This window comes from Mesotoga sp. B105.6.4 (assembly GCF_002896535.1).
Taxonomy (GTDB): Bacteria; Thermotogota; Thermotogae; order Petrotogales; family Kosmotogaceae; genus Mesotoga.
This window is the reverse complement of the sequence record NZ_JWIM01000073.1, coordinates 161,797-175,283: the sequence shown is the minus strand read 5'-3', so window position 1 is coordinate 175,283 and position 13,487 is coordinate 161,797. Positions and strand designations below refer to the sequence as shown.

Below are 13,487 nucleotides of genomic sequence, written 5' to 3'. Positions count from 1 at the left end.
TTCAGCGGAGCTAGGCTCATGAGCAGTTCCAGATCCCTTCTGTTGTACAGTTCTTCTTTCTTGCAACTTGGAACTTGCATCTTGGAACTCATCTCTCGTCCATGCCACATACCTCTCCCTCTTCTTCTCCCGGTAAGAGCTGACTCCTTCCAGCCGCATGATCGCTGTTCTCTCTTCCAGCCTGCTGAAGATTCTTGCCCCCACGGTTCCATCGAAATCAGTTAAGTTCAGGTTGGAGGTGATTATCGTTCCCGCCCCCTGTTCATACCTGTGGTTTATCAGTTCGAATATCTTGTCTGTTGTCATCTTGTTCTCTGTCTCGTTGCTGAGGTCGTCAATAACGAGAAGGTCAACCCCCGAACACTCCTGTATCTTCTCGGAGACCGTCTTGAAGTCTCCGATCTTCAAGGAGGGAGCCGTTATGAAGGCTACCGTATCTCCCATATTGACAGCCTCTATCGCTATGCCGGCAGCGAGGTGAGTCTTTCCAGTGCCGTAGCCTCCGAGAAGGATGAAGTTCGACCCTATCTTCCACGCCCTGTGTCTCACGTACTTCTTCGAGAGGTCGAGCGCCCTTTCGGTCACTCCGTCTTCGGGGATGAAGTTGTCCAGTCTTCTCTCCCACAGTCCTTTGGGAAGAACTTTTATCAGCCTCTCCATGTTTTCCCTTACCCTCCTGAATTCCCTGTATATCGAGCATTCGTACATGAGGTCGCTGTAACGTGGGTCTTCACTGGCGTAGACTATATATCCCCCGTAAGGGCACTTCTCCGGGCCGGGACAGTTTCTCATGCACTCTTCTATCGCCCCGTCTTTGCTACACGGTGTACTTGAGGAGCTCTTCGAGTGTCTTGGGCTTTTCTCTTGCGGGATTCTTGAACTTTTCGATAGGATCTCTAAACGATCCAGAATCGCTCCAATCTTTTCTTCCATTTCTATTCGCTCTCCTTCCGAATGCGCCCCTTAGAAGAGGCTGCATAAGATATTCAAAGCCTATCTCTTCGAGGACTTCGTGTTTCGATCTGTCCATAGCGATAATCGCAGTCTTTATCTGGGAGGGATAGCATTTATTGAGGGCTTCTCTCAGGAGAGGAATCCAATCCCTCTCGAAGGGCCCTATTATCGCCTCCCATGTCTCCATAACGTCTCTCTCGTACCTCGAACAGGATTCGAGATAGGAGAAATCCTCTTGCTCTGCATCTTCCCTGTCCGGATAATTCTTCTCGAACAGCGGAACAATCAGACAACCTTCCGCCGAAACTTCTTCAGGAGGTCCGCCTTCGCCTTGACGCAATTGTTCATTCCCGTTCGATTTGATTTCGGAAACGGCCACTTCGCCGGGAGGAGTGTCTCCGTGAAGAAGCTCTTGCGAATCATTCTCCAACTCTGTTTGCACAAGAGAGACTTTTGTAATTTCAGAAATCTCTTCTTTCTCTCCATTCTTAACCCCTTTTTCCGTTGATTGCGAAAGCAAAGCTTTCGTTTCTCCGTAAGGAGAAAGAATGTTTTTTTCTCTTGTTTTGTTTACTTTACTTTTCTTTAGTTTAGTTTTGTTTATATTACTAGCAGGCGTCGGGTAGGCCTCCGGTAGGTCTCCAGTAGGCCTAGAGTAGGTCTCGGGTATGGTCTCATCTTTAATGACGCTATTCTCTTGTTCATGAACAGACGCTTTCATAAGATCGCAGGGTGGTGTGTCTTGAGTAGGTCTTGTGTCGACCTCGGGTAGGTCACGGGTAGGTGTCGGGTGCGCCATTACTGTGTATTTTCCCGGGTTATGTCGGTCACCCGTTTCATACGACAACAGACCGAATTTACACAGTTTCCTCCTTGCTCTTATGAGCTGGTCTCTGGTGCAGCAGAAAACACTCTGAATGATTCCGTTTGGAACTATGAAACTCTCGGGCCATCTAGCGTTGTTGGCGTAATCTAGTATGAAGAAATAAAGAGACGTCTCGAGAGAGTTGAACTTGTGTATCTTGTTCGCTATCCAGAAGTTGTTAATCAGTTCTATGTAATTCATACGAAAACCTCCATAGAAATAGTTGTCCGTCAACGGTCCACCGTTCTCCGAAAAGGGCAGATTCAATGGCCTAACCGCTCTTCTGTCCTCTCTATAAGCCGTTAACTCTCTTGGGGTAGGTAAAGATCTTACGTACCCGCTACCCGGCAAGAAACTTCGTTGTCAGCTGCTGACTCAGAAGGTCGGTCATGATCTTACGAACCCGCTACCCTTTATCTGTAACCACGCCGTCAACGGTAAACCGTTAACTCTCTTGGGGTAGGTCAAGATCTTACGAACCCGCTACCCCATACCCCAGCCACCAGCGCGATGAGCGGCTTTTTGATATCTTCCCAGCGGGTCCTTGCTCTACCCAGCGTTCAGCGCTCAGCGGCTCTTCGAAACCTCCTCACCGGTTTCAGCTTCTCTTTCTTCTCGTAGGCATCTTCGGGAAGATAGTCGACCAGCTCCGAAAGGTTCTTGAACGTGATGAATTTGAATGGATCTGGAAGCCCGACGACAGTATCCAGAGCTGCCTCTCTATCCAGAAGCCTGATTTGAGTTGGGGCTTCATCGCTCGCGTATTCATAGCCATTTAGCTCAACCTTTCCTATCCCTTCCCTGTCTATGAATTCATCCGCGAGCTTCTTCATCTTCTTCGCCCCTTCCTGAAAGGCTACTGTCTTCTGAAGGGTCTTCTTAAGAGAGTCACTGTCACTTATCGTGAGATCCTCTCCAAGCTTCTCCATGAGAGGGCAGAGTGAATGATACAGGCAGTAAGAGCAGTGGTCTCCGGCTTCAGGCGTGAAGTCGCTCTGAAGGATCTGGTTTATCCAGGCGTATAGATTGATCCCCGCCTCTTCGAGGTTCTCTTTCGTTATCTCTTTCGAGAAGGAAGCACCTGCAGAAAGAGAGACCCATTCGATCCTGCCTATGTTATATCCCCCTCTCGATAAAGCCCAGGCGTATATAAGAAGCCTCTCCCAGTCGGGATCGCCAAAGCCTGCTTTAAAGTGGCAGAGGGTAAGAGCCGGGTTGACCGTCCCCGGTCCTCCGTCCTCCGAAAGACCAAGAAAAGCAGATTCAAGGCTCTTCTTAGCTCCGTTTTCGGGATGAGAAACGAAGAAGTCCGCTTCATGGTTTCTCGCGAAGGACGGGTCCACGCTCTGGGACGAAGGACGAGGGACGTCTTTCCGCTCGTCTTTATAGACCGCCTGCGCCACTCCCCTAAACACGACTTCCGGTTCATCGAATGGTACGGGATTGGAGAATCTGTCCAGAGCGAAGGGGATATTGAGGGCAACGACATCTTTGCTCTTGAGAAACTGCACTCCGAATTCGATCTGTTCCATATCCCTCTTGAGGTTTTCTCCAAAGAGGAGAGGAGTAGGAGAATTACCGAGATAAGAGTTGAACACAGCTCTTAGAATTAGCCCGTTGTGCTTTCTTCCCTCTCCCCGAGCTTCTGGCAGGCCTTCAAAATAGCGGAGATAGAACCTGTGAGGACATTCCACGAAGGCTTTGATTCGGGAGTAGGATAAGGGGAACGGGTGACGGTTCTCCGTCAGCCGTTCTCCGTTCTCCGATTTCTCAGGAGCTAATTGCCTGGAAATGTATGGACAAGAGAAATTCTGTCCTATTCCTGACGCTTTTTCTGCGTGAATTGACGAAGTAATATCACTGTTGCAAAAAGGGTAAACAGAATTAGACCTTTCCCGTTTGAAAGTGGTAGTATTTAGTAGGGTATTTTTATATCTTTTTCTTGAGAGCGGATCTCCTGCCAGAGGTCCGTTCTCGTTTTTTACTGCCGGATTCATGGCGAATCACCTTCCTTTCATTAGATCAGTTGCAAGTTCTGAGTTGCAAGTTGCAAGGGAAAACAAGTTGCAAGTGCCAAGTTGTTGGTTGCAAGCAGAAGAGCTGCTGTGCGATTTGGAGAACCGCTTTTCGCTGATCGCTATTCGCTCCGAAAAGCAATTCATACTTCATTGCCCAATATCAAGTGTTTGTTCGCCGACAAGATCAGAACCAGATTCTGACCAGGAGCTTTGTCAGAATGACGCAAATCATGAAAGCTAATAATCCCTGAATGGCCTCATTCTGTCATCCCGTGATGTCTCTGCACGGGATCTTGTTCTTATTGTTGCATTGATCTTCCAAGCGGTGAACGTCTCCTAGCAAGCGACCAGCGCGGATCTTTGGACGATGGACAATCGAAGGTTGACCTGTTCTCACTCACACTACCTCGATCTCATACGGACTTATGTCGTATCCCAGATTATAGAGATACATGAGTTCTTTGAACCTTGGCAGCCTTGAAAGTCTCACATAACAGGTGAACAGGACTTCAACGGGTACTGCCAGTTCCTTCGCGATCCTGTCTGCCTTGTTGAACAGCGGGGTAATCCTCCCGTTTTCGATCGCGCAGATATAGTTCTCACTCAGTCCGACTCTCTCCGCCAGCTGCTTCTGAGTCAAACCACTGCGATGGCGTGCCTCTCTGAATATCTCTATTTGCATCCCTCCTTTCGTCCATCTCTTCAGGAAGCGTTAGTGGCGACACTCTCACGCTGAAGCGTTCGAAGAGAACCTCCACAGGCACAGAGAAGATACTCGCTATTCTGTCTGCGAGAAAGAAGTCTTTCAACTCTTCCGGTGCCTTCTCGATCCTCGAGTATTTCTGCCTGCTTATCCCAAGCCTCTCTGCGACCTCCTGAATAGACAGTCCCTTATTTCTTCTTAGACGCTTTAAGATCAACACTTAACCTCCTTCGACATAAAAGATTCAGTCTATTGCGTAATGACTTTGGTCACCAATCAAATACTAGCAAGAAACACGACTAAAGTCCAGAGAAAATGTTATGAAAGTGAGCATTCATGGGAATCATAGAGAGTAACAATTTCGCGAAAAAGTAGAATCTCTTTAAGGATGTTTCTCAAATCAGCTTGTTTTGCCCTTCGTAATGCTTTGAACATATTCCTTGACTGAGAATCAGGTACTTGGCTTTTACAGAGATTTAACGTTATTCTCTTGTCACGTGGCCACGAAGAAGAGCAGTTGCAAGTTGTGAGTTCTCAGTTGCAAGAGAAGAAAGATCCAGGTCTTACTTGCATCTTGCGACTTGTAACTTGCAACTGAAAGAAAAGGAGGAATTTTCATGGGACTTGGCACAACTGTAATGGTAGTAGGAACCGAGAAGGCACTCTCGATCACCTGGGATACAGGTGTCATCGAGGACGACAAACCAGTCCTCTCGAGACAGACTCTCAAAGTCGATTCGGCAATGACTGCGCAGGAGGCTTATGACGCAGCCTATAACATCGCAGGCCTCACCGATTACATCATCGCCGATATCAAGCTAGTTGAAACCCAGACCCTCGGACCGATCGATTAAGAGACTGATGTAAGAGGGTAGAGGCTGGAGGTTTGAAGTTGGGAACTTCTTACCTCTGACCGGTGAAACAATGTAACCGTAGGCCGTCGGCCGTTCGCCGATCAAGATCGAAAATGCAATGCCACTGCACTTTACAGCTCTTTCGGAGGACGGTTAACGGTCAACGGAGAACCGTTATTCGAAAGGAGGAACTCAAATGAGAAACCTGAGCGTTAGGTGGTACGATTCAACCGCTAAGAAGTCCAAGGGCTTCTACATAAAGGAGCCCAAGGCGAGTCTCACTCAGTCTGAAGTCGAGACTGTGATGGGAAACCTCATAACTCTGAAGGTGATCCCTTCAAATTACGCGGTAGACTACGCGGCAGTGATCGACACCCAGAAGAATGAGTTGTTTAATTTGATCTAGAACCGTCCATCGTCCAAACCCGAGGACCCGTCCGGCGTCCTTGGCTCCGGGTGGCTCAGCCACCCGGGTTCTTCAGTCTGGAGATCAACCTGTTAAGCATCTTATGGAGTCTGTTCGCCTGATCCTTTATCTGACTGAAAGTCTCTTCATCTATATATCCAAACATCTTCGAGAGTTCGAGCTGTGTCATTGCTTCTCTCAGAGAGCCCTTTGCCAGGAAGAGAAACTGCACAAACTCCTTCTTGTACTGACGGCCTGATCCTTCGGCGATATTAGAGGGAACGGAGATAACGGCTCTCCTAAGCTGGGAAGAAAGGCCGAATTTCTCGAACTCAGGGAAAGTGGAGACAATCTGATAAACGTCGTAGGCAAACTTCATACTAAGCTTATACACATCTAGATTCTGATAAGAATCGGCCATGAAGACCACCTCCAGAGAAATGATAGCTCAAAGATGCTCTCAGTGTCTATCCAAGGACGAGGGACGGGTTCACGATCCTGGACGAAGGACGAAATCAACAGGAGGTAACCATGGATTTCATACGACAATTGATTTCTCTAATAACCGTCTTCGCAAGTTACGTAGAGTCTCCCGGCAACGGGGCAGAGAAGAAAGAGAAAGTGAAACAGATGATAAAGGACGCGCTTCCAGATGAAGAGTGGAAGATCGATCCAGAATTCTTCGACTTCATCCTGGATGTCTTGATCGACCTAGTCGTCATGTTCCTTAACAGGGGACTTTGGAAGACGGCGATGAAGGTGTTGGTGAAGTAGCCGTACGTTAGATCGGAAACGAAAGAACAGCCTTTGTTGCGAAATTGACGAAGACTGTTCTGAAATCTTAAGAACACACATAAAAGCCATGAGAAACCCCGGAAATGACCGGGGTTTTTTTGATACGTAAACCATTGCATTTGGTTTTCTTTGTAACAATGAATATAATAGTCAACAGACGCAATCTGATCAACTTCGCAACTCTGAGCTCTACTTCTGGCAGTTACGTCCGTTATTCGTTATCGCAAGAAGCAGCCAAATAGACATATACTGTAAACAACACTCATGCGAAGAAAGAGCACAGAAAGCGAGAGTAGTTTTCTTAGGTTCAGGTACTCAGATAGTCATTCAAGAGGCAGATTGAGAAATTGTAAAGCGAAGATTAGTAATCCATTTCTCTGAAGTATCTCAGAGAAAAGTTTCGGACAAAACGGACGCAGAAAGCGAACCGTTAGGGTATAGAGAATAATACATTGGCACCGATTCATCACAATGAATCAACGGAGGATAGCATGACCAACTTCAACGAAATATCCAACTTTATCTGGAGTATAGCTGACCTAATAAGAGATGTCTTCAAGCGAGGGAAGTATCAGGATGTCATTCTTCCATTCACCACGCTTAAGCGCTTGGATTCTGTTCTTGAAGGCACAAAGAAAGATGTTCTCGAGACGGCAAAAAAGCTAAGCGAGAAAGGGATAGAAAATCGAGATCCCCAGCTGAGAAAGGCTTCAGGCTATGCTTTTTATAATACATCTCGTTACACATTTAGAACCCTTCTGGATGACGCTCAAAATCTGAGAGATAATCTGACTGCCTACATAAACTCCTTCAGTCCAAACGTTCGGGAAATAATGGAGAAATTCGACTTTTTCAGGACTATTGAAAAGCTCGATCAATCTGGTCTTTTGTATCTTGTTATGCAAAGATTCAACGACAGCCATCTGGATCTTCATCCCGACAAAGTTGACAATCTTACAATGGGCTATGTATTTGAGGACCTCATCCGCAGATTCAACGAAGCGCTCAACGAAAACCCCGGGGAACATTTCACCCCTAGAGAAGTCATTAAAGTTATGGTCAATCTCTCGGTGAACAACGACAAGGAGATCCGCGAGAAAAATCACATTGTGAGAACGATATACGACCCTTGCTGTGGATCCGGTGGAATGCTCTCGATCGCCAAGGAAAGAATCATGGAAATAAATGCGGAAACGGAGGTCTATCTCTACGGTCAGGAGGTCAACCCTGAAACCTACGCGCTCTGTAAGTCAGATATGCTAATAAAGAGTGTCGATGGGAGAGACGCAGAAAACATAAGAGATGAATCGACACTATCCAAAGACAAGTTCCCGAACGACAGATTCGACATAATACTTGCCAATCCGCCTTATGGGAAAGACTGGAGTCAGGACGAAAAGACCGTAAGATACGAAGCCTCAAGAGGAACCGCCGGTCGATTCTCGGCCGGACTTCCGCGAAAAAGCGACGGGCAACTCCTTTTCCTTCAGCACATGATCTCAAAGATGCGCCCCACTGAAGAAGGTGGAAGCCGCATAGCAATAATCATGAATGGTTCACCTCTTTTTACGGGCGACGCCGGAAGTGGAGAGAGCGAAATAAGGCGCTGGATAATAGAGAATGACTGGCTTGAAGCGATTATCGCGATGCCAGAACAACTCTTCTATAACACAGGAATAGCTACATACATATGGCTTATTACCAACAATAAAGAAGAGAGGCGAACAGGGAAAGTGCAGCTAATAGACGCTACCTCTCTCTGGTCTCCCATGAGAAAAAGCCTCGGCAACAAACGTAGAGAGCTCACGGAAGAACATATACGCAAGATAACCGAGCTGTATAACGACTTCAAGAACGAGGAGCAATCGAAGATCTTCCCCAACGAATACTTCGGCTTCAGGAAGATAACGATTGAAAGACCTCTGAGACTTAACTTCCTTGCAAATGATGAGCGCATTTCAAGACTGGATGATCAGACGGCATTTGTTAACCTTGCCAAGAGCAGAAAGAAGAAAAACGCCGAACAAGTCTCTCTCGAAGAGGCTCAAGGAAAGGAACAGCAAAAAGAGATAAAGAGAGTCCTAAAAACACTTCCTCAACATCTTTATAGAAACAAGGCCGAATTCGAAACCGATCTTGACAAAGCATTCGAGAGCTCAACGGTGAAGCTCAATGCCCAGCTAAGAAAAGCGATACTTGACGCGCTCTCAGAGAGGGACGAAACGGCTGACATTTGTCTCGATTCAAAGGGCAAACCCGAACCGGACTCCGAGCTTAGAGATACAGAGACAGTCCCACTTGGAGAAGATATACAGAAATACTTTGAAAGAGAGGTAAAACCCTTCGTGCCCGACGCCTGGATAAACAAGAAGATAAAAGACCCTAAAGACGGCAAGACAGGCAAAGTGGGCTATGAAATAAACTTCAACAGATACTTCTACGAGTACAAGCCTCCCAGATCCCTTGAAGAGATACAGGCCGATCTAAACGAAGTGGAAAGAGAGATTCTCGATCTTCTTAAGGATGTGATCGAATGAGCGAGGAGATCACAAAAGACCTTGAAAAGATCGTTCCGAAACGCTGGAAGAGATACCCTCGCTACAAGGACTCGGGAGTCGAATGGATCGGGGAGATACCGGAAGGGTGGGGAGTTGAGAAGCTCAAATACCTAGCACTTATAACAATGGGGCAATCGCCTAACTCCGAGAATTGTAACACAAGTGGAAAAGGAATTCCATTTCTTCAAGGTAATGCTGACTTTGGACCAATTCACCCAACTGCTAATAATTTCTGTACCAGTTTTCAGAAGACAACCAAGGCGGGAGAAGTCTTGCTTTCCGTTCGTGCCCCTGTTGGCGAAGTGAACATTGCTGACCAGGAATATGCTATTGGAAGAGGTCTTTGCTCTCTAGATCCAGTGAAATTGAACAGAGACTATTTGGTTTACTTTCTTCAGTCGTGTCGCCCTTTTCTAATGTCAATATCAACAGGCAGTACATTCGATGCAATATCCGTTTCAGATGTAAGAGAATTGATGTTGCCAAGTACTCAGAATGAAGAACAAGAAAGAATTTCCCGATTTCTCAACAGAGTAATCTTCAAGACAGATACCCTAATCTCCAAGAAGCAGCGTCTTATTGAACTCCTGAAGGAAAAGCGCGCGGCGATCATAACTCGAGCCGTGACTAAAGGTCTCGATCCCAACGCTCCCATGAAAGACTCGGGAATCGAATGGATCGGGGAAATGCCCAAACACTGGAATATAGGTCTGATAAAACAAGGCTATCAAGTTACTCTTGGGAAGATGCTTCAGCCGAACAAAAGATCAGAAAATGATTTCGAAGCGCCATACTTAAGAAGCGCGAACATTCAAGATGGTTTCGTAGACACTTCCGAGATAAAGACAATGTACTTCAACAAATCCGAAGATCATTTGCTTCTTGAAGAAGGAGATCTACTTGTTTGTGAAGGAGGAGATGTAGGCAGGGCGGCAATTTGGAGTAATCAAGTGAGCAATTGCAGATTTCAGAATTCGATAAACAGAATTCGTAGCAAGACAAATAGTGTCAGATACCTTTTCTACTTGCTTAAAGCATCAAAAAGAAGTGGTTTCATTGATTTCCTCTGCAATCGTGCAACGATATCTCATTTCACCGCAGAAAAAGTGAAGGGACTAAGAATTGTTTATCCTGATATGACAGAACAACTGAAAATAGCTAATTACTTGGACAAAGAAACCTCGCGAATGAACTCCTTCATCTCAAAGATCGAAAAAAGCATAGAGCTTCTGAAGGAATATCGCTCCGCTCTTATCACAGCGGCCGTTACGGGCAAGATAGACGTTCGGGAGGAGGTACCGTAGTGAGCAAGACTTACGACGAGAAGAGCTTCGAAGAGGCTATTGAAAACTCTTTACTGAAGGAAGCTCCTGTCGAATCGCTATACGGTCAGAAGGCAAAGCAGACGGCTTTCGTCAGCGGCGGTTTCTCAAGCCGGAGACCGGATGAATATGAGAAGGAACTCTGCATGATCCCCTCCGATCTTCTCCAATTCATTTATGCCACCCAGCCAAAAGAGTGGCAGAAATACCAGAAAGCGGCTGGCATCAAGGCCAAGGATAGCCTTCTACAACGAGTAAAGAAAGCCGTGGACGATTATGGAACACTCCATGTCCTTCGAAAAGGGATTAAGTCTCTCGGCTCGCACTTCAAACTCGCTTTTTACAAGCCAGTAACCGGCATGAACGAGACCCTTCAAGAGCTGTACAGAGCTAACATCTTCTCGGTAGTGAGACAGCTGAAATACAGCATGAAAAATGAAAACAGTCTGGATATGGCGGTATTTCTCAACGGCCTTCCGGTGTTCACTGCCGAGTTGAAGAACCATCTTACCGGTCAGACTGTTGAAGATGCTATGCGCCAGTACAAAAAAGATCGCGACCCCGTCGAACCGCTGTTCAGATTTGGCAGGTGCCTCGCCCATTTTGCCGTTGATCCGGAACTGGTTTACATGACGACTGAGTTGAAGAAGGACGCGACACGTTTTCTCCCTTTCAACAGGGGTGATGGCACCGGTGCTGGAAATCCCCCTTCTGGCTACAACAAATATGCCACTTCTTATCTCTGGGAAGAGGTCTGGTCGAGAGACGGGATACTCGACCTCATACAGAACTTCATTCAGGTAATAGATATTCTAGATGAAGATGGAAGGCCAACCGGAAAGAAGGCAATGATCTTCCCCAGATACCATCAGCTGGACGCAGTTCACCGCTTAATAGAGGATTCGAAAGCTAGCGGAACTGGGAACAGTTACCTAGTGCAACACAGCGCAGGCAGCGGGAAAAGCTTCACGATAGCCTGGCTAGCCTACCATCTTTCCAATTTACACGTTGATGATAGAAGGCTCTTTGATTCTGTGATAGTGGTAACCGACAGAAGAGTCTTAGATAGACAGCTTCAGAACACTATAGGGCAGTTCGAAGATGTGAAGGGAAAGCTTGAGAACATTGACAAGACTTCTCGTCAGTTACGAGAGGCGCTCGAAAACGGAAGAGACATAATTGTCACGACCCTTCAGAAGTTCCCTGTCATTGTGGATCAGATAGGGGAACTGAAGAGTGATAGATTCGCAGTAATAATAGATGAAGCTCACTCCTCTCAGAGCGGCGAGACTGTCAGGGACATGAACGAGGTTCTCTCGGTGGAGACACTTGAAGAAGCCGAGATCAAGGACGGAGCTGAATCAGAAGATCTCGAAGACAAGATAACTGACCAGATGAAGAAGAGAGGAAGACTGCCGAATGTGAGCTACTTCGCATTCACGGCAACTCCAAAGAACAAAACCCTTGAGACGTTCGGGGTCAAAAGAGCCGACGGCAAATTCGAACCTTTCAGTCTATATTCCATGAGACAGGCGATAGAGGAAGGCTTTATAATGGATGTTCTAGAAAACTACACGACCTTCAATACCTATTTCAGACTGCTCAAGAAGATCGAAGAGGATCCGCAATTCGAAAAAGCCAAAGCCTCTTACCTTCTGCAGAAATTCGTCAGAGAAAGCGAATACACTATCTCGAAGAAGATAGAGATAATCATTGAGCACTTCAGGCAGTTCACTATGGACAGAATCAAAGGTCGAGCTAAGGCAATGATCGTGACGAGCTCAAGGCTCCACGCTGTGAGATATCGTCAGGCATTCGATAGATACGTGAAGGAGAAGGGCTACGACACGATAAAGGCTCTCGTCGCATTTTCAGGGACTGTTCGTGACGGCGGTATGGAATACACCGAAGCGAAAATGAACGGCTTCTCTGAATCACAAACTGCTGGGGAGTTCAACACCGACAAGTATCGATTCCTGATAGTTGCAAATAAGTTTCTGACAGGCTTTGACCAACCGCTTCTGCATACAATGTATGTCGATAAGAGACTTAACGGGGTACATGCGGTTCAAACACTAAGCCGGCTAAACAGAATTCACCCTGACAAGAAAGAGACTATGATTCTTGACTTCGTGAATGAAGCCGAAGAAATCGAAAAGTCTTTCCAGCCATACTATGAAAAGACATTGCTCACTGAAGGAACCGATCCCGACACTTTGTACGATCTGGAGACAGTTTTGGAGCAATTTCAGCTATACAGTCAAGATGACGTGGACAGATTTGCAGAAGTCTATTTTTCTGAGAAGTCAAAACACTCTGATTACTATAATTGCCTCAAGCCTGTAATATCGAGTTTTGAAGAGGTTGAGGAAGATGTCAAGCTTGACTTTCGTAAGACACTTACTCGATTCGTTCATCTATACTCTTTCCTTTCCAGAATCATCACTTTCTCCGATCCGGGACTGGAGAAGCTGTATCACTTCGCGAGATTCCTTCTAAGAAGACTTCCAATTCCTAGAGGGCAGCTCCCCTTGGAAGTGCTTGAGGATATAGATATGGAATCTCTGCGAATCCAGAAGTCCTCAAAGGGGAAAATTCAATTGGAGAGAGGCCCAGGTGAGTTGAAGCCCTCAAATGGTAGTGCTGAAACAGGGGCATTTGTCAACGAACAGGAACTGCTATCCAAGATCATAGAAGATTTGAACGAAAGATTCGGCACCGAATTCACCGAAGAAGACAAAGTATTCCTCAGTCAACTTCAAGAAAGACTGGAGAAGAACGAAGCGCTCAGAAACAGCGTGCAGGTAAACCCCCCTTCCAGTGCCAGACTTACATTTGACAACATCGCCAACGACATAATCCAGGACATGATCGACTCGAATATCAAATTCTACAAGAAGATAAACGACGACCAAGACTTCGCCAGCACGCTCCTCGATTTTCTGTTTGACAGATACTTGAAGTCAAAAAAGGAGAATGTGAGTGATCCAACCAGCGAAAAATAGGATCACT

The 13,487-nt window shown here is 46.4% G+C and carries 12 protein-coding genes; 6 read left to right on the top strand and 6 right to left on the bottom strand.

Annotated elements, in window-relative coordinates; genetic code table 11:
* From RJ60_RS13685 to RJ60_RS13665, 5 genes are all read right to left on the bottom strand, one after another.
* The coding region (locus RJ60_RS13685) for an ATP-binding protein (protein ID WP_258006347.1) at window positions 1-792 on the bottom strand (792 nt) is incomplete at its 3' end.
* A 25-nt stretch (window positions 793-817) separates the two neighbouring features.
* Entirely contained in the window at window positions 818-2,020 is a 1,203-nt protein-coding gene (locus tag RJ60_RS13680) for a hypothetical protein (RefSeq protein ID WP_103135099.1), read from the bottom strand.
* Window positions 2,021-2,379: 359 nt separating this feature from the next.
* Complete coding sequence (locus tag RJ60_RS13675; protein ID WP_103135098.1) at window positions 2,380-3,816, bottom strand: PD-(D/E)XK nuclease family protein; 1,437 nt, start codon at window positions 3,814-3,816, stop codon at window positions 2,380-2,382.
* Between the two features lie 418 nt (window positions 3,817-4,234).
* Complete coding sequence (locus tag RJ60_RS13670; protein ID WP_258006346.1) at window positions 4,235-4,477, bottom strand: helix-turn-helix transcriptional regulator; 243 nt, start codon at window positions 4,475-4,477, stop codon at window positions 4,235-4,237.
* Window positions 4,437-4,757: a helix-turn-helix domain-containing protein gene (locus RJ60_RS13665; RefSeq protein WP_180979966.1), complete on the bottom strand. Its 321-nt coding sequence runs from the start codon at window positions 4,755-4,757 to the stop codon at window positions 4,437-4,439. The genes RJ60_RS13670 and RJ60_RS13665 overlap by 41 nt, the downstream gene beginning before the upstream one ends.
* 400 nt (window positions 4,758-5,157) lie before the next feature.
* On the opposite strand from RJ60_RS13665, the gene RJ60_RS13660 reads away from it, so the two are divergent.
* Both RJ60_RS13660 and RJ60_RS13655 read left to right on the top strand, forming a co-directional pair.
* Window positions 5,158-5,394, top strand: a complete 237-nt coding sequence (locus RJ60_RS13660) for a DUF1659 domain-containing protein (RefSeq protein WP_099830338.1) — start codon at window positions 5,158-5,160, stop codon at window positions 5,392-5,394.
* Between the two features lie 196 nt (window positions 5,395-5,590).
* A complete protein-coding gene (locus RJ60_RS13655) occupies window positions 5,591-5,800 on the top strand; it encodes a DUF2922 family protein (protein ID WP_103135095.1) in 210 nt (69 codons plus the stop codon).
* Between the two features lie 55 nt (window positions 5,801-5,855).
* Here the strand turns inward: RJ60_RS13655 and RJ60_RS13650 are convergent, their stop codons facing one another.
* On the bottom strand, window positions 5,856-6,221 hold the full coding sequence (locus RJ60_RS13650) for a four helix bundle protein (protein WP_103135094.1): 366 nt from the start codon (window positions 6,219-6,221) through the stop codon (window positions 5,856-5,858).
* 110 nt (window positions 6,222-6,331) lie between these two features.
* On the opposite strand from RJ60_RS13650, the gene RJ60_RS13645 reads away from it, so the two are divergent.
* The 4 genes from RJ60_RS13645 (at window position 6,332) to RJ60_RS13630 (ending at window position 13,480) form a co-directional block, all read left to right on the top strand.
* Window positions 6,332-6,574 (top strand): hypothetical protein, encoded by a 243-nt coding sequence (locus RJ60_RS13645; RefSeq protein WP_103135093.1) that lies wholly within the window; start codon window positions 6,332-6,334, stop codon window positions 6,572-6,574.
* A 512-nt stretch (window positions 6,575-7,086) separates the two neighbouring features.
* Window positions 7,087-9,132: a class I SAM-dependent DNA methyltransferase gene (locus tag RJ60_RS13640; RefSeq protein WP_103135092.1), complete on the top strand. Its 2,046-nt coding sequence runs from the start codon at window positions 7,087-7,089 to the stop codon at window positions 9,130-9,132.
* The gene (locus tag RJ60_RS13635; RefSeq protein ID WP_103135091.1) at window positions 9,129-10,457 is read left to right on the top strand and encodes a restriction endonuclease subunit S; all 1,329 of its coding nucleotides are present in this window, start codon (window positions 9,129-9,131) and stop codon (window positions 10,455-10,457) included. The genes RJ60_RS13640 and RJ60_RS13635 overlap by 4 nt, the downstream gene beginning before the upstream one ends.
* On the top strand, window positions 10,457-13,480 hold the full coding sequence (locus tag RJ60_RS13630; protein ID WP_103135090.1) for a type I restriction endonuclease subunit R: 3,024 nt from the start codon (window positions 10,457-10,459) through the stop codon (window positions 13,478-13,480). The genes RJ60_RS13635 and RJ60_RS13630 overlap by 1 nt, the downstream gene beginning before the upstream one ends.
* Window positions 13,481-13,487 lie beyond the last annotated feature (7 nt).

Excerpts from the sequence above, each read along its gene's own strand:
- RJ60_RS13680 (WP_103135099.1), bottom strand. The coding sequence starts at position 2,020 with ATGAATTACATAGAACTGATTAACAACTTCTGGATAGCGAACAAGATA.
- RJ60_RS13675 (WP_103135098.1), bottom strand. The coding sequence starts at position 3,816 with ATGAATCCGGCAGTAAAAAACGAGAACGGACCTCTGGCAGGAGATCCG.
- RJ60_RS13660 (WP_099830338.1), top strand. The coding sequence starts at position 5,158 with ATGGGACTTGGCACAACTGTAATGGTAGTAGGAACCGAGAAGGCACTC.
- RJ60_RS13655 (WP_103135095.1), top strand. The coding sequence starts at position 5,591 with ATGAGAAACCTGAGCGTTAGGTGGTACGATTCAACCGCTAAGAAGTCC.
- RJ60_RS13650 (WP_103135094.1), bottom strand. The coding sequence starts at position 6,221 with ATGGCCGATTCTTATCAGAATCTAGATGTGTATAAGCTTAGTATGAAG.
- RJ60_RS13645 (WP_103135093.1), top strand. The coding sequence starts at position 6,332 with ATGGATTTCATACGACAATTGATTTCTCTAATAACCGTCTTCGCAAGT.
- RJ60_RS13640 (WP_103135092.1), top strand. The coding sequence starts at position 7,087 with ATGACCAACTTCAACGAAATATCCAACTTTATCTGGAGTATAGCTGAC.
- RJ60_RS13635 (WP_103135091.1), top strand. The coding sequence starts at position 9,129 with ATGAGCGAGGAGATCACAAAAGACCTTGAAAAGATCGTTCCGAAACGC.